Consider the following 16,311-nt stretch of genomic DNA (forward strand, 5'->3'; position numbering starts at 1 on the left):
CCTCGACGCCGACGTTGGTCACGGTGCCGGCCCTGTCGCGCCTCGTGCCGGGCGTACTCCCGCTCCTCGACGAGCCACGCGTGGTCGGCGGTGGACCTCGGGTCGGCGGTGGGCGACGTCGCGCGAGGCTAGTGTCCCCGCATGACGACCGCGGGGAGGCTGCTGCGCGACATGCGGCCGGACGACGTGCCGGCGGTGATGGCGGTCCAGGAACCTGCGTCGATCGCCGGGCTGTCGGGGGTGTTCCCGCAGGACCGTCACCCGTTCCCGCGCGAGGTCCTCGCCGAGCGCTGGCGCGCCGAGATCGCCGACCCCGGGATCGAGTGCTTCGTGATCCTGCGGGCGGATCGGGTGGCGGGCTTCGCAGCCACCCGCGGGTCGGAGCTGGTGCACTTCGGCGTCGCGGTCGAGGAGTGGGGGAGCGGGCTCGCGGTCGCCGCCCACCACGAGCTCGTACGACGCGTGCGGGCCGCCGGCGAGGGACGACCCTGGTTGTGCGTCTACGCCGCCAACCCGCGGGGCCGCGCCTTCTGGGAGAAGCTCGGTTGGGTCGACACCGGGGTGCGCAGCCGAGGCCCGATGCCACCGCACGCCGAGCTGCTGACCTACGCGCTCGGCGACAGCCCGACCCAGACCCCCGGCGCGCGCCGATAGGCTGCACCCTCACCGACCCACGACCCGAAGGACCACCCATGGCCGGCGGACTGTTCGCCCTCCTCGACGACGTCGCCGCCCTGGCGCGGATCGCCGCAGCCAGCGTCGACGACGTCGGTGCCGCCGCAGCCCGCGCGAGCGCCAAGGCGGCCGGGGTCGTCGTCGACGACACGGCCGTGACGCCGCAGTACCTCCACGGCTCGGCGGCCGCCCGTGAGCTCCCGATCATCAAGCAGATCGCGATCGGCTCGCTGCGCAACAAGCTGCTCTTCATCCTGCCGGCCGCCGTGCTGCTCGGGCAGTTCCTCCCGCAGCTGCTCCCGGTGATCCTCATCTTCGGTGGCGCGTTCCTCGCCTACGAGGGCGCCCACAAGGTCCACGAGCGCCTCACCGGACACGGGTCCGACGCCGAGGCGGAGGTCGCCGAGCAGGGCGAGCTCACCCCCGAGCACGAGAAGCGGACGATCGCCCAGGCGATCCGCACCGACTTCATCCTGAGCGCCGAGATCATGGTGATCGCGCTCAAGGAGGTCGTCGGCTCCGACCCCGACGCCAGCATCTGGATGCGCGCGATCGTCCTCGCGGTCGTCGCCGTCCTGATCACCGTCCTGGTCTACGGCGTGGTGGCGCTCATCGTGAAGATGGACGACGTCGGCCTCCACCTCGCGGAGAAGCCGTCGAAGGGCTCGCAGCGCGTCGGCCTCGCCCTCGTCTCCGCGATGCCCCGCCTGCTCGCGGCGATCTCCTTCATCGGCACCCTCGCCATGCTCTGGGTCGGCGGCCACATCTTCCTCGTCAGCCTCTACGAGATCGGTGGCCACGACGGCCTGCTCGAGGGGACCGGGATCGGGGACGTCCTCCACGCCCCCTACGACCTGGTCCACCACTGGGAGGTCGACGTCCACGACGCCGTGGGCGGCGCCCTCGGCGCCCTGGCCGGCTGGCTGCTCAACACGGTGCTGTCCGCGGTCGTCGGGCTCGTCGTGGGCTTCGCGATCCTGTTCGCCCTGCGCCCGCTGGGGATCGGCGGGCACGGCGGCGAGGGGCACCACGAGGAGCCGGCCGACGAGCTTCCCGAGGATTCTCCGAAAGCCTGAGGATCGACCTACCCTCGATGTGTCCGCGCGGGAGATCCCGAGAGCGCACAGATGTGCGGCGCAGACGTCCTCACCACCAGGAGACATCCGATGGACTTCAAGGTCGCTGACCTCAGCCTGGCCGCCTACGGCCGCAAGGAGATCGAGCTCGCCGAGCACGAGATGCCCGGCCTCATGGCGATGCGCGAGCGCTACGGCGCGGAGCAGCCGCTGAAGGGCGCCCGGATCGCCGGGTCGCTGCACATGACGATCCAGACGGCCGTGCTGATCGAGACCCTCGCGGCTCTCGGCGCGGACATCCGCTGGGCCACCTGCAACATCTTCTCCACCCAGGACCACGCCGCCGCGGCGGTCGTCGTCGGCCCGCCGGCCAAGGGCGGCACCCCCGAGGACCCGCAGGGCGTCCCGGTCTTCGCCTGGAAGGGCGAGACCCTCGCCGAGTACTGGGACGAGGCGGAGAAGGTCTTCGACTTCGCCGAGGGCGGCCCCAACATGCTGCTCGACGACGGCGGCGACATCACCATGCTGCTCCACCTCGGCGTCGAGTACGAGAAGGCCGGCGAGGTGCCGTCGCAGGACTCGACCGACAACCACGAGTTCAAGGAGGTGCTGCGCGTCCTGGCCCGCTCGCTCGAGGCCGACCCGCAGCGCTGGACCAAGCGTGCGCCGATGATCAAGGGCGTCTCCGAGGAGACCACCACCGGCGTGCTCCGCCTCTACGAGCGGTTCAAGGAGGGCACCCTCCTGTTCCCGGCGATCAACGTCAACGACTCGGTCACCAAGTCCAAGTTCGACAACAAGTACGGCTGCCGCCACTCGCTCGTCGACGGCATCAACCGCGCCACCGACGTGATGATCGGCGGCAAGGTCGCGGTCGTGTGCGGCTACGGCGACGTCGGCAAGGGCTCGGCCGAGTCCCTGCGCGGCCAGGGCGCCCGCGTCATCGTCACCGAGATCGACCCGATCTGCGCCCTGCAGGCGGCGATGGACGGCTACGAGGTCCGGCGCCTCGAGTCGGTCGTCGAGACCGCGGACATCTTCATCACCACGACCGGCAACTTCGACATCATCACCGTCGAGCACTTCCACAAGATGAAGCACCAGGCGATCGTCGGCAACATCGGCCACTTCGACAACGAGATCAACATGGCCGGCCTGGCCAAGATCCCGGGCATCGTCAAGGACGAGATCAAGCCGCAGGTCCACCAGTGGATCTTCCCCGGTGAGGACGGCAAGCCCGGCAAGAAGATCATCGTGCTGTCCGAGGGCCGTCTGCTCAACCTGGGCAACGCCACCGGCCACCCGTCGTTCGTCATGTCGAACTCCTTCACCAACCAGGTGCTGGCGCAGGTCGAGCTGTTCTCCAAGGCCGACGACTACGCGCTCGGCGTGCACGTGCTCCCGAAGCACCTCGACGAGGAGGTCGCCCGGCTGCACCTCGACGCCCTCGGCGTCGAGCTCACCGAGCTCACCAAGGAGCAGGCCGCCTACCTCGGCGTGCCGATCGAGGGCCCGTACAAGTCGGACCACTACCGCTACTGAGCGCTCCAGCGCTCCCGGCCGGGGCCCCGTTCCACGCTCGTGGGGCGGGGCCCCGCCCTACACTTGGCGCCATGACTGACCTGGCCGAGCCCGCGCGCGGCAGCGTGCTCGTCGTCGACGACGACGCCTCCCTCGCGGAGATGCTCTCCATCGTGCTTCGCCAGGAGGGGTTCGACAGCCGGATCGTGGGACGCGGCGACCTCGCCATGGACGCCTTCCGCGACTACAAGCCCGACCTGGTCCTGCTCGACCTGATGCTGCCGGGCAAGGACGGCATCGACGTCTGCAAGGAGATCCGTGCCGAGTCCGGCGTGCCGATCGTGATGCTCACCGCCAAGGGCGACACCGTCGACGTCGTCGTCGGCCTGGAGTCCGGCGCCGACGACTACGTCGTCAAGCCGTTCAAGCCCAAGGAGCTCGTCGCCCGCATCCGTGCGCGCGTACGCCGCAACGACGCGGCGCCGGCGGAGGGGCTCACCATCGGCGACGTCAGCATCGACGTCGCCGGCCACTCCGTCACCCGCGACGGCGAGCCGATCAACCTCACCCCGCTGGAGTTCGACCTCCTCGTGTGCCTGGCCCGCAAGCCGTGGCAGGTCTTCACCCGCGAGGTGCTGCTCGAGCAGGTCTGGGGCTACCGGCACAGCGCCGACACCCGGCTGGTCAACGTCCACGTCCAGCGCCTGCGGTCCAAGGTCGAGCACGACCCGGAGAACCCCGAGGTCGTGGTGACCGTGCGCGGCGTGGGCTACCGCGCCGGCAAGTCCTAGGACATGGCCAGGATCTCGGCGGCCTCGGGAGGCCTGCTCGGCCGGCTCCCACCGATCCTGCGCCGCGGCCCCGCCTTCTGGCGCCGGTCGGTGCAGGCGCGCGTCGTGGTCAGCACCGTCCTGCTCTCGGCGGCCGTCGTCGGCGTCGTGGGGTGGTTCCTCATCCAGCAGACCCGCGACGGGCTGCTCGACCAGCGCGTCGACGCCGTCGTGGCCGAGGCCGAGAGCGAGACCGAGGCCGCCCGCGAGGCGCTCTCCGCCACCTCCGGCCTCGATGCCGACGAGTCGCGCCAGCAGCAGGACCTCGTCGAGCCGATCATCGCCCGCGGCGCCACCCGCGGCTTCGCCGTCGTGCTGTCGCCCCCCGTCGGCGAGGGCAGCCGGCTCGCCGATGGCGGCGCGAAGTTCACCCAGGGCCTCGACCTCGCCAGCGTCCCCGAGAGCCTCGAGGCGCGCTTCGACGAGGTGTCGCCCACCGCCTGGACGTTCACCGACATCAGCACCCGGCGCGAGATCGCCGGGCTGCCCGACGGCCCGGGCATCGTGGTCGGGAGCCAGGTCCGGCTCCCCGCGGACGACAACCTCTACACGCTCTACTACCTCTACTCCCTCGACGAGCAGAGCGAGACGCTGGCCCTGGTGTCGCGCGCGATGCTGGTGGCCGGGGTGCCGCTGCTGCTGCTCGTCGCCGGGCTGACCTGGCTGGTGACCCGGCAGGTCGTGACGCCGATCCGGATGGCGCGACGCGTCGCCGAGCGGCTGGCCGCCGGCCAGCTCCAGGAGCGGCTGCGGGTGCGCGGCGAGGACGACCTCGCCCGCCTGGCGACGTCGTTCAACCAGATGGCGTCCAACCTGCAGAAGCAGATCCGCCAGCTCGAGGAGCTCAGCCGCCTCCAGCGCCGCTTCGTCTCCGACGTCTCCCACGAGCTCCGCACCCCGATCACGACCGTGCGGATGGCGAGCGACGTCATCCACGACGCCAAGCCGTTCCTCGACCCGGTGACCGGTCGCGCGGCCGAGCTGCTGCAGAAGGAGCTCGACCGGTTCGAGACGCTGCTCGCGGACCTGCTCGAGATCAGCCGGTTCGACGCGGGCGCGGCGGTCCTCGACGCCGACGACGTCGACCTGGTCGACGTCGCCCGCCGCGTCGTCGACATGACCTCGGCGCTCGCGGCCCAGCGCGACACCCGGGTCGTCGTCCACGACCCCGGCCACCCCTGCGTCGCGGAGGCCGACGTGCGCCGCGTGGAGCGGATCGTGCGCAACCTGGTCACCAACGCCATCGACCACGCCGAGACCCGCGACATCGAGGTGTTCATCGGCGGCGACCCCCTGGGCGCGGCGATCGCGGTGCGCGACCACGGCGTCGGGCTCGGGCCGGGGGAGTCCGCGATGGTCTTCAACCGGTTCTGGCGCGCCGACCCGGCCCGTGCCCGCACCAGCGGCGGCACCGGCCTCGGGCTCTCGATCTCGCTCGAGGACACCCACCTGCACGGCGGCTGGCTGCAGGCGTGGGGCCGACCGGGGGAGGGCGCCCAGTTCCGGCTGACCCTGCCCCGCCACCTCGGCACCCAGCTGCGGCACTCGCCGCTGCCGCTCGTGCCCGACGACGCCCGGGAGACCGTGTGAGCACCCCCGCCCCCCGACGTGTACGCGCGCTGCTGGCCGCGGCGGTGTGCGGCCTGCTCGCCGGCTGCGTGCAGATGCCGACCAGCGGCCCGGTCGTGGAGCCGCAGGTCTCCGCGGACGTCGACGACGCTCCCGGCATCTACTTCGACCCCCGCCCGCCGCAGGCCGGCGAGGCGCCTGCCGACATCGTCGCCGGGTTCCTCGAGGCGATGAAGGCCACCCCGATCAGCACGACGGTCGCCCGGCAGTTCCTGTCCCGCGACGCCGCCGAGGCCTGGACCCCCGAGCGCCAGATCATCACCTACGCCGAGCTCGGCACCGAGGAGGGCGAGTCGGCGGTCCGGATCCCGATGACCGACGTCAACCTCTACGACGACCGCGGCGCCTGGCAGCGCACGCGGGCCACCCGGGACCTCGAGCTCGGACTCGTGCAGGAGGACGGCGAGTGGCGCATCGACGAGGTGCCCGACGCGCTGGTGGTGCCGGACTCGTGGTTCGACGACTGGTACGAGCGGGTGTCGCTCTACTTCTTCGACCCCACCTCGCAGGTCCTGGTCCCCGAGCCGGTGTTCGTGCCGCGGGGCGACCAGTTCGCCTCCTCGCTCGTCCGCGGCCTGCTCGCCCAGCCGACCGGCGAGTCCGCGGACGTCGCCCGCACGTGGTTCCCGCCCGGCACCACTCACGGGCTGTCGGTGCCGATCAACGCCGCCGGCATCGCCGAGGTGTCCCTGTCGGGTGACCCCGACTCCGTCGACGACCAGACCGCCCGCCGGATGCTGGCCCAGCTCACCTGGACCCTGCGCCAGGACGCCAGCATCCGCGCCGTGCAGCTGAGCATCGGCGGCCGGATGATCAGCTACCAGGGCGGGTCGACGCAGGTCGGTCTCGACGCGGGCAGCGCCTACGACCCGAGCGGGCCCGGCACGAGCCGCGCGCTCTACGCCCTGGACGGGGACCGCGTCGTCGCCGGTGACGTCGGCCAGCTCGCGGCGACGGCGGGGCCGCTCGGCACGACCGACTACGGCGTGCGCTCGATCGGGGTCTCGCTCGGCGGCAGCCGTGTGGTCGCCGTCACCGGTGACGGCACCCAGCTGCTCACCGCCCCGCTCGACGCGCCGGAGGCCGACGTGGCCACCGTCCTGTCCGGCGCGGTCGACCTCGCCGCGCCCGCGCTCGACGCCCGGGACCGGACCTGGGTGCTCGACCGGGCCGCCGGCCGGGCACGGGTCTTCGTGGCGGTCGACGGGGTCGCGTCCGAGCAGGTGGTGCCGGGCGTGACCGGGCGCCGCGTCACCAAGCTGCTCGTCTCGCGCGACGGCACCCGGCTGGTCGCCGTGGTCCGGGGGCGCTCGGCCGACCGGATCGTCGCCACGCGGGTCCGCCAGGCCTCCGACGGCGCCGTGCTGGGCTTCACCCCCGTGCGTACGCTGCCGCTCCCCGCCGAGGGCAGCACCCGGATCCGGGACGTCGCGTGGCGCTCGCCCACCACCGTCTCGGTGCTCGGCGACATCACCGACGACTTCTCCCAGGTGCGCACCCTCTCGGTCGACGGCGCCCCGGGCCTGATCGCCACCGGTGGCACCACGCGGCTGCGCGGGCGCTTCCGGGTGCTGGTCTCCGCGCCGGTGGACGACCCCGAGGTCTACGCCCTCGGTGGCCGCGAGGTGAGCGACCTCAGCAGGCCGGAGCGGACGGTGCCGGACCTGGCGCCCGGCGTCACGTCGGTGACCTACGCCGGCTGACCGGCCCTCCACAGGCGCGACGGCACGCGTTGCCCCGGGGCCGCAGGCGCTGGTGCGATGGGGCGGTGCTCGACGCGGCGCTCGACCTCCTCCTCGGCAGCCGCTGCGTCGGCTGCGACACGCCCGGGCGGATGCTGTGCCGGCGCTGCCGGGCGGGGCTGTCGCGGCGCGCCGGCCCCGCGTGGCCCACGCCGACGCCGCCGGGTCTGGCGACCCCCTGGGCGAGCGAGGTCTACGACGGTGCGGTCCGGGCGCTCGTCGTCGGGCACAAGGACCACGGGCAGTGGGGCCACCGGCGGGTGCTCGCCGACCTGCTCGCGACCGCGGTGCACGCGGCGGCGGAGGACCTCGACCCGCGGGTGCCGCTGCTCCTCGTCCCGGCGCCGTCGCGCCCGGGGGCCGGGCGGCAGCGCGGCTACGAGCCCACCGCGGCGCTCGTGCGCACCGCGGCCCGCGCGGTGCGCGCCGAGCGTCCGGCGCGCGCCGCGCCGCTGCTCGTCTCGCGCGGCGCCCGCGACCAGGCCGGGCTCGACGCGGCCGGGCGGGCGGCCAACGTCGCGGGGTCGATGCGCTGCTCCGCGGCCGTCCTGCGCCGGGTCGCGCGGCGCGACGGCGAGGCGCACGTCGTGGTCTGCGACGACGTCCTCACCACCGGCGCGACCGCCCGCGAGGCCCAGCGAGCCCTGGCCGCGGTGGGTCTCGACCCCGTGGCGATCGCGGTCGTGGCGGCCACGCGCCGGGCGTCCCCGCCGGCGTGAGGCGGCAGACCGGCCGACAGGCGGTCCCACAGTTGGCCCGGAGCCGTCGAGGGGCTAGCGTCTTGTCATGGAGTCCGCCCGGGTCCGTGGTTGCGTCACGGAGAGGGGTGTGCGACGTGCCGATCGGCTCGTCGCGCGGTCAGAGCCGTGGCTAGCCGATGCCAGTCGCAGGCGAAACGGTCCACGTAAGTCCCCGGGCGCTGTCCGCGGGACGATCACGGTGCGGCTTAGAGGTAAGTCCTGCCCCGTCCCCGGCACCAGATGTGCCGGACGCCGGGAGAAGGCCAGTAGTGGCGGAGAAGCTGCGAACGCTTCAGCAGGCGGTTGTGGGGTCGAAGACCAGGTCGGCCGGGCGGACTCCATCCCACCCTGCCCCGGTGCAGCCGGGGCACATGGAAGGGTGCGGCCGCTCGCTAGTTGAGGAGGTTCACATGGAGGTTGTGGTCACGGGACGGCACTGCGAGGTGTCCGACCGGTTCCGCGAGCATGTCTCGGAGAAGCTCAGCCGCCTGGAGAAGCACGACCACCGGATCATGCGGGTCCAGGTGGAGGTCGAGCTCGAGAAGAACCCCCGCCAGGCCGACCGCGCGACACGGGTCGAGCTCACCGCGTTCTCCAAGGGCCCGGTGATCCGCGCCGAGGCGGCCGCCGAGGACAAGATGGGCGCCCTGGACCTCGCGCTCGACAAGATGCAGTCGCAGATGCGACGCGCCGCGGACCGTCGTCGGGTGCACAAGGGGCGCAACGAGCACGTGTCGATGGGCCAGGCGCTGGCCGGGCTGCCGGCCGCCGAGGAGGCGGCCGAGGACGACGACGTCATCGAGCGCAAGGTCGGGCCGATCACGGTGACCGGCGACGGGCCGCTCGTGGTGCGCGAGAAGTCGTTCGCGGGGGCGCCGATGACCCTCGACCAGGCCCTCTACGAGATGGAGCTCGTGGGGCACGACTTCTTCCTGTTCGTCGACAAGGAGAGCGAGCGACCGTCGGTCGTCTACCGCCGCCGGGGCTACGACTACGGCGTCATCTCGCTCGACGTGAACGACTGATCCACGCGACCACCACACCTCGGTCACGCGCGCATGACATGATGCGCGCGTGACCGAGGCAACCGGAAGTCCAGGGACCGAACCCGTCCGCGTCCTGGTGGTCGACGACCAGGAGCTGTTCCGTCGCGGCCTGATCATGCTGCTCGGCGGCGACGCCGACATCGAGGTCGTCGGCGAGGCCGCCGACGGCGTGACCGCCACCGAGCTCGCGGTGAAGACCGCGCCCGACGTGATCCTGCTCGACGTGCGGATGCCGCGCCGCACCGGCGTGGAGGCCTGCTCCGCGATCAAGGAGGCGGTGCCGTCGGCGAAGATCATCATGCTGACCGTCTCCGACGAGGAGGCCGACCTCTACGAGTCGGTGAAGAACGGCGCCTCCGGCTACCTGCTCAAGGACTCCTCCATCGAGGAGGTCGCCCAGGCGATCCGCGTGGTCAACGAGGGCCAGTCGCTGATCAGCCCGTCGATGGCGGTCAAGCTGATCGACGAGTTCAAGCAGATGTCCAAGCCCGAGCGCGAGCAGGGTCCGGGCCTGCGCCTGACCGAGCGCGAGCTCGAGGTGCTCCGGCTGGTGGCCAAGGGGCTGAACAACCGCGAGGTCGCCAAGGAGCTGTTCATCTCCGAGAACACGGTCAAGAACCACGTGCGCAACATCCTCGAGAAGCTGCAGCTGCACTCCCGCATGGAGGCCGTCATGTACGCGATGCGCGAAAAGCTGCTCGACCTGCCGTAGGGCGCACGTGGACCAGCTGACCCGGCTCCAGGCCAGGCGCATCGCGCTGGCCGCCCAGGGCTTCACCGACCGACCCCACGCGACCCCGTCGATGCGCACCCTCGAGCGCACCGTGGCCCGCACCGGCGTGCTGCAGGTCGACTCGGTCAACGTGCTCCAGCGCGCCCACTTCATGCCCCTCTACTCCCGGATGGGCCCCTACGACGTCGACCTGCTGCGGCGGGCCTCCGAGCGCCGGCCGCGCCGGGTGGTCGAGTACTGGGCGCACGTCCAGGCCCTGATGCCGGTAGGGCTGTGGCCGCTGATGCGCCACCGGATGGACCACTACCGCTCCGAGCGCGGCAAGTGGGGGTTCACCGCCGACCCCACGCTCGAGCCGCGCGTCCTGGACGCGGTGCGCGAGCGCGGTCCGGTGACCGCCCGCGACCTCGAGGAGGAGTTCGCCACCGGCCCCCGCACCAAGGAGCACTGGGGCTGGAACTGGTCGGAGGCCCGCAAGGTCCTCGACTTCCTGTTCCTCGTCGGCGACGTCGCGATCGCCGGGCGCACGAGCCAGTTCGAGGTCCTCTACGACCTCACCGAGCGGGTGCTGCCGCCCGCGGTGCTCGACGCGCCCACCCCCACGCCCCAGGAGGCGGTCACCGAGCTCGTGCGCCGCGCCGCCCGCTCGCACGGCGTCGCCAGCGCGGCGTGCCTCGCCGACTACTACCGCCTGCGCCTGCAGCCGGCGCCGGGCCGGGCCAGCGCGAAGGTCGCCGTCGACGAGCTCGTCGCGACGGGCGAGCTGGTGCCGGTGCGGGTCCAGGGGTGGAAGCGCCAGGCGTACCTGCACCGCGACGCCCGGCTGCCCCGCCGGGTCACCGCGCGCACGCTGCTCAGCCCCTTCGACCCGGTCGTCTGGGAGCGGGCGCGCGCCGAGGCGCTGTTCGACTTCTTCTACCGCATCGAGATCTACGTCCCGGCCGGGAAGCGGGTCCACGGCTACTACGTGCTGCCGTTCCTCCTCGGCGACCGGCTCGTCGCCCGGGTCGACCTCAAGGCCGACCGGAGCAGCGGCACGCTGCTCGTCCCCGGGGCGTTCGCCGAGCCCGGCGCCCCCGAGGAGACCGCCGACGAGCTGGCCGCCGAGCTGCGCCGGCTGGCCGGCTGGCTGGGTCTCGACGACGTGGTGGCGGGGCACAAGGGTGACCTGTCGCACGCATTGGGAGCAGCGTTGGCGCGGTAGGTAGAGTTACCACTCGTGCCTGCCATCATCGACAAGTTGCTCCGCATCGGCGAGGGGAAGATCCTTCGCGAGCTCGAGGCCATCTCCAAGGCCGTCAACGCCATCGAGGACGACTTCGTCGCGATGACCGACGACGAGCTGCGCGGGATGACCGCGGAGTTCCGCCAGCGGCTCGAGAACGGCGAGGACCTCGACGCGATCATGCCGGAGGCGTTCGCCACGGTGCGCGAGGCCAGCAAGCGCGTGCTCGGCATGCGCCCCTTCGACGTGCAGGTCATGGGCGCGGCGGCGCTCCACCTCGGCAACATCGCCGAGATGAAGACCGGTGAGGGCAAGACCCTCGTCGCGGTCCTCCCGTCCTACCTCAACGCGCTCGCCGGCAAGGGCGTGCACGTGGTGACGGTCAACGACTACCTCGCGAAGTTCCAGTCCGAGCAGATGGGCCGCGTGCACCACTTCCTCGGCCTGACCACCGGCGTGATCCTGCCGTCGATGCGCCCGGCCGAGCGCCGTGAGGCCTACGCCTGCGACATCACCTACGGCACCAACAACGAGCTCGGCTTCGACTACCTGCGCGACAACATGGCCGACTCGGTGGAGGAGTGCGTCCAGCGCGGCCACAACTTCGCGATCGTCGACGAGGTCGACTCGATCCTCATCGACGAGGCCCGCACCCCGCTCATCATCAGCGGCCCGACCCAGGACGAGGTGAAGTGGTACGCCGAGTTCGCCCGGCTGACCAAGACCCTGGTCAAGGACACCGACTACGAGGTCGACGAGAAGAAGCGCACCATCTCGGTGCTCGAGCCGGGCATCACCAAGGTCGAGGACCACCTGGGCATCGACAACCTCTACGACTCGGTCAACACCCCGCTCATCTCGTTCCTGAACAACTCCATCAAGGCCAAGGAGCTGTTCCGCAACGACAAGGAGTACGTCGTCATGGACGGCGAGGTGCTCATCGTCGACGAGCACACCGGCCGCATCCTCGCCGGTCGCCGCTACAACGACGGCCTGCACCAGGCCATCGAGGCCAAGGAGGGCGTGACCGTCCGCGAGGAGTACCAGACCCTCGCCACGATCACCCTGCAGAACTACTTCCGCCTCTACGACAAGCTCTCCGGCATGACCGGCACGGCCATGACCGAGGCGTCGGAGTTCGACAAGATCTACAAGCTCGGCGTCGTGCCGATCCCGACCAACCGGCCGATGCAACGCATCGACAACGTCGACCTCGTCTACCGCACCGAGGAGGCGAAGTACGAGGCCGTGGCCGACGACATCGCCGAGCGCCACGAGCTGGGCCAGCCGATCCTCATCGGCACCGTGTCGGTGGAGAAGTCCGAGTACCTCTCCAACCTGCTCAAGAAGCGCGGCATCCCGCACACCGTCCTCAACGCCAAGCAACACGCCGACGAGGCGAAGGTCGTCGCGCTCGCCGGCCACAAGGGCGCGGTCACCGTCGCGACCAACATGGCCGGTCGAGGCACCGACATCATGCTCGGCGGCTCGGTGGACTTCCTCGCCGACCAGGAGCTGCGCAAGCAGGGCCTCGACCCGGTCGAGGCGCCGGAGGACTACGACGCCGCGTGGCCCGCGATGGTCGAGCGGATCAAGGCCCAGGTCGCGGCCGAGCACGACGAGGTCCGCGAGCTCGGCGGCCTCTACGTCGTCGGCACCGAGCGCCACGAGTCGCGCCGCATCGACAACCAGCTGCGCGGTCGCTCCGGCCGTCAGGGCGACCCGGGCGAGTCCCGGTTCTACCTCTCGCTGCAGGACGAGATGATGCGGCTGTTCAAGTCCGAGTGGGTCGACCGGATCCTCACGGTCCTCAAGGTCCCGGACGACGTGCCGATCGACGCCAAGCGCGTGAGCAACGCGATCGCGGGCGCCCAGGCCAACATCGAGTCGCAGAACTTCGAGTCCCGCAAGAACGTCCTCAAGTACGACGACGTGATGAGCCGCCAGCGAGAGGTCATCTACGCCGAGCGCCGCCGCGTGCTCGAGGGCGCCGACCTCGGCGAGCAGATCCGCGGCTTCATCGACGACGTGGTCGCGGGCTACGTCCGCGGCACCACCGAGGGCTACGCCGAGGACTGGGACCTCGACGCGCTGTTCACCGCGCTCGGCCAGCTCTACCCGGTGGGCCTCACACAGGACGGGATCGTCAAGGAGGCCGGGGGACTGGCCAACATCAGCCGCGACAAGCTGATCGCCGACCTGCAGGAGGACGCGCAGGACGCCTACGACCGCCGCGAGGCCGAGATGGGCGAGGAGGTGCAGCGCGAGCTCGAGCGCCGCGTCGTGCTCTCGGTCCTCGACCGCAAGTGGCGCGAGCACCTCTACGAGATGGACTACCTGCGCGAGGGCATCTACCTGCGCGCGTACTCGCAGCGCGACCCGCTCGTGGAGTACCAGCGCGAGGGCTTCGACATGTTCGCCGCGATGATGGACGGCATCAAGGAGGAGTCGGTCGGCTTCCTGTTCAACCTCCAGGTCGAGGTCGAGGAGGAGGAGCAGGCCCCGGCGCCGCAGATCTCGGTGGCGACGCCGCAGATCGACTTCGCGCAGGCCGCCGCCCACGCCCCGGGTGCCGAGGGCGAGCCGCAGCAGGCGCAGGGGCCCACGATCCGGGCCAAGGGCCTCGACAAGCCGAAGCGTCCGCAGAACCTGTCCTACAGCGCGCCCTCGGAGGACGGCGAGGCCGAGGTCGTCGCCGCGGCGCCGGCCGAGGACGACGAGTTCGCCGGCATCGGCCGCAACGCGCTGTGCCCCTGCGGCTCGGGCCAGAAGTTCAAGCGGTGCCACGGCGCCCCCGGCGGTGCCACCGGCCGCGCGACGATGGGCGGCTGACCGGCCTCCGGTCTCAGCCCCACACCAGCGCGACGCACTGCCAGCGGTCCCGCACGAGCTCGAAGCGTGCGGCGACCGCCCGGGAGCGACGTCCGTATCGCACGTGGGCGCTCGCCTCGACGGCGTCGTCGCGGATGAGCGCGGTCCGGACCCCGACCACGACCGGCCGGGCCGGGTTCGGCGCGCGCACGCCCCCGTGGACGGGTCCGGCGACCGCGGCGACGGCGCGAGCCCGCTCGGCGAGCCGGTCGTAGACCTCCGGCACGGTGTGGCGCAGCACCTGGCTGACCGGGCGGTCGCCCGCCGCCACCTCGACGGCGGCCTGGAGGTAGCGACCGACGAACGCGTCGACCTGGGCCCGGGTGGCCGTGGCCACGACGACCAGGTCGTTGGTCCGCGCGCTGCGCAGGCGCGGTCGCGGCGGCGCGGTGCGCGGGGTGAGGTCGAGGGCGAGCGAGCCCTGGACGCTCGCCACGGGGACGGTCGGGCGGCCGGTCGCGCGCAGCGCGATCACCTCGGCTCGGCTGGGCTGCTGGCTGGTCATCGTCGGTCTCCGTCCTGGGGGGCCTGGTGGGTGGTCGGGGTCAGGCGGAGCGCCTGCCCGGGGTGGATCAGGTCGGGGTCGTCCCCGACCACGGCACGGTTGGCGCGCCAGATGGCGCGCCAGCGCTCGTCGGTGCCCGTGCCGTCGCCGGCCGGGTGGGCGACGGCGATCGACCACAGCGAGTCGCCCGGGCGCACGACGTAGTCCCCGGCGGGCGCGGTGCCCTCGGCCGACGTGGGTGCCGACGTGGGTCCGGTGGTCGTCGCGACCGCCCGCTCGGGCAGGGCGAGGCCGGCGACGACGTGGCGACCGTCGCCCCGGCGCCCCCGTCGGCCCGCCGGGGCCGCCGCGGGGGCCGCCGCGCCGGCGGCCACGGCGACGCCGCAGGCGAGCAGCACGAGGCGCCGGGTGGGTCCGGCGTGGCGCTCCACGCCGCCCGTGGATCCGGTGACCACCCCGGCGACGGTGACGGTGGTGACCAGCCAGGTGCGCAGCAGCGCGAGCGCCAGCACGACCGCGCACCCGGCGACGAGCGTCGACGTCACGCCGGAGGGCCCGGCGCTCCCGGCGGTGAGGGCCTCGCGCACCAGGCCGTGGGCCACCTGGGCCGTGCCGGCGGTGCCGGCGCTCACCGCGAGCCAGACCGTGGCGGCGCGGATCCTCGTCGTCCCCCGAGACATCGCGAACCTTTCGTTTGCGTGCGTTTGCTTCATCAAAGGCACATTTGCGATCGGTGTCAACGCGTTGTGCACAGGCCGCAGCCCGTAGGCTCGCGGCCATGTCCTGGGAGCACGAGCTGTTCGCGCTGTTCGACGACCTCGAGGGCCGGGCGGCCGCCCTGTGGGAGGCGGATCGCGAGGCCGAGCTGGCCGACCGCGCCCGCGCGGAGTACGCGGCGGTGACCCTCGCCAGCCGGCTGATGGCCTCGCGGGGCGCCGAGGTGGCCCTCGACCTGCCGCACGTGGGCCGCGTCGAGGGCCGGCTGGGCCGCGTGGGGGAGGGCTGGTGCCTCCTGGCGGGTCGCGGCCAGGACTGGATCGTCCCGGTGCACCACGTCGTCGCGGTGCACGGCGCCTCCGCGCGCTCGGTCCCCGAGGTGGCGTGGTCGCCGGTGGACCGGATCAGCCTCCGCGCCGCGCTGCGGCGGCTGTCGGAGTCGGGGTTACGCTGCGTGCTGCACCTGGCCGACGGGTCGTGGCACGCCGGCACCGTCGGGCGGGTGGCGGGAGACTTCCTCGAGTGCCGGCCCGACGTGGAGCCGGGGTCGGCGGCCGACGACGCGGGTGCACCGGTGCTGGTGCCCTACGCGGGCCTGGTGGCCGTGCAGAGCCGCGAGGACTAGCCCGGGTGGGAGCCCGACCCGGTCAGGTCGCCTCGACGTCGTAGGGCGGCACCTGTCCGTCGGGGAGCGTGCTGGCGCGGGCCGCCCGCTCGGCCTCCTCGCGGTCGACCTCCGCCATCGCCTCGGTGATGTGCTTGCGCACGATGGTGCGCGGGTCGAGGTCGCGCAGCTGGAGGTCGGAGTACTCCGGCCCGAGCTCGCTGCGCAGCTCGTCGCGGGCGTTGTGGGCCAGCCCGCGGGCGCGGTGGAGCAGCTGGGCCGCCTGCCGGGCGAGGTCGGGCAGCCGGTCGGGTCCGAGCACGACGACGGCCACGAGGGCGATCACGGCCAGCTCCATGAACCCGATGTCGAACATGATCCAGAACCTACCGGGCGC

General features: G+C 72.5%; 15 protein-coding genes. 12 read left to right on the forward strand and 3 right to left on the reverse strand.

Annotation, left to right across the window (positions count from 1 at the left end):
- Positions 1-141: 141 nt before the first annotated feature.
- From LN652_RS18900 to secA, 11 genes are all read left to right on the forward strand, one after another.
- A complete protein-coding gene (locus LN652_RS18900; protein ID WP_230442128.1) occupies positions 142-654 on the forward strand; it encodes a GNAT family N-acetyltransferase in 513 nt (170 codons plus the stop codon).
- A 38-nt stretch (positions 655-692) separates the two neighbouring features.
- The gene (locus tag LN652_RS18905; protein WP_230442129.1) at positions 693-1,751 is read left to right on the forward strand and encodes a DUF808 domain-containing protein; all 1,059 of its coding nucleotides are present in this window, start codon (positions 693-695) and stop codon (positions 1,749-1,751) included.
- Positions 1,752-1,841: 90 nt separating this feature from the next.
- Positions 1,842-3,293, forward strand: a complete 1,452-nt coding sequence (gene ahcY / locus LN652_RS18910; protein WP_230442130.1) for an adenosylhomocysteinase — start codon at positions 1,842-1,844, stop codon at positions 3,291-3,293.
- A gap of 71 nt (positions 3,294-3,364) precedes the next feature.
- Entirely contained in the window at positions 3,365-4,063 is a 699-nt protein-coding gene (gene mtrA / locus LN652_RS18915) for an MtrAB system response regulator MtrA (protein WP_230442131.1), read from the forward strand.
- Between the two features lie 3 nt (positions 4,064-4,066).
- The gene (gene mtrB / locus LN652_RS18920) at positions 4,067-5,692 is read left to right on the forward strand and encodes an MtrAB system histidine kinase MtrB (protein ID WP_230442132.1); all 1,626 of its coding nucleotides are present in this window, start codon (positions 4,067-4,069) and stop codon (positions 5,690-5,692) included.
- Entirely contained in the window at positions 5,689-7,434 is a 1,746-nt protein-coding gene (locus LN652_RS18925) for a GerMN domain-containing protein (protein ID WP_230442133.1), read from the forward strand. The genes mtrB and LN652_RS18925 overlap by 4 nt, the downstream gene beginning before the upstream one ends.
- 65 nt (positions 7,435-7,499) lie before the next feature.
- Positions 7,500-8,192 (forward strand): ComF family protein, encoded by a 693-nt coding sequence (locus LN652_RS18930; protein ID WP_230442134.1) that lies wholly within the window; start codon positions 7,500-7,502, stop codon positions 8,190-8,192.
- 431 nt (positions 8,193-8,623) lie between these two features.
- The gene (gene hpf / locus LN652_RS18935) at positions 8,624-9,238 is read left to right on the forward strand and encodes a ribosome hibernation-promoting factor, HPF/YfiA family (RefSeq protein ID WP_230442135.1); all 615 of its coding nucleotides are present in this window, start codon (positions 8,624-8,626) and stop codon (positions 9,236-9,238) included.
- Positions 9,239-9,287: 49 nt separating this feature from the next.
- Positions 9,288-9,971: a response regulator gene (locus LN652_RS18940; RefSeq protein ID WP_230442136.1), complete on the forward strand. Its 684-nt coding sequence runs from the start codon at positions 9,288-9,290 to the stop codon at positions 9,969-9,971.
- A 7-nt stretch (positions 9,972-9,978) separates the two neighbouring features.
- Positions 9,979-11,196 (forward strand): winged helix-turn-helix domain-containing protein, encoded by a 1,218-nt coding sequence (locus LN652_RS18945; protein WP_230442137.1) that lies wholly within the window; start codon positions 9,979-9,981, stop codon positions 11,194-11,196.
- A gap of 15 nt (positions 11,197-11,211) precedes the next feature.
- A complete protein-coding gene (secA, locus tag LN652_RS18950; protein ID WP_230442138.1) occupies positions 11,212-14,049 on the forward strand; it encodes a preprotein translocase subunit SecA in 2,838 nt (945 codons plus the stop codon).
- A 13-nt stretch (positions 14,050-14,062) separates the two neighbouring features.
- Here secA and LN652_RS18955 read toward each other — a convergent pair whose 3' ends face one another.
- Together LN652_RS18955 and LN652_RS18960 are read right to left on the reverse strand one after the other, a co-directional pair.
- Positions 14,063-14,593: an Rv3235 family protein gene (locus LN652_RS18955; RefSeq protein WP_230442139.1), complete on the reverse strand. Its 531-nt coding sequence runs from the start codon at positions 14,591-14,593 to the stop codon at positions 14,063-14,065.
- On the reverse strand, positions 14,590-15,273 hold the full coding sequence (locus tag LN652_RS18960; RefSeq protein WP_230442140.1) for a LysM peptidoglycan-binding domain-containing protein: 684 nt from the start codon (positions 15,271-15,273) through the stop codon (positions 14,590-14,592). The genes LN652_RS18955 and LN652_RS18960 overlap by 4 nt, the downstream gene beginning before the upstream one ends.
- Before the next feature lie 98 nt (positions 15,274-15,371).
- On the opposite strand from LN652_RS18960, the gene LN652_RS18965 reads away from it, so the two are divergent.
- Positions 15,372-15,935: a hypothetical protein gene (locus LN652_RS18965; RefSeq protein ID WP_230442141.1), complete on the forward strand. Its 564-nt coding sequence runs from the start codon at positions 15,372-15,374 to the stop codon at positions 15,933-15,935.
- Positions 15,936-15,957: 22 nt separating this feature from the next.
- Here the strand turns inward: LN652_RS18965 and LN652_RS18970 are convergent, their stop codons facing one another.
- A complete protein-coding gene (locus tag LN652_RS18970) occupies positions 15,958-16,290 on the reverse strand; it encodes a sec-independent translocase (protein WP_230442142.1) in 333 nt (110 codons plus the stop codon).
- Positions 16,291-16,311 lie beyond the last annotated feature (21 nt).

The organism is Nocardioides okcheonensis (assembly GCF_020991065.1).
GTDB classification, from domain to species: domain Bacteria; phylum Actinomycetota; class Actinomycetes; order Propionibacteriales; family Nocardioidaceae; genus Nocardioides; species Nocardioides okcheonensis.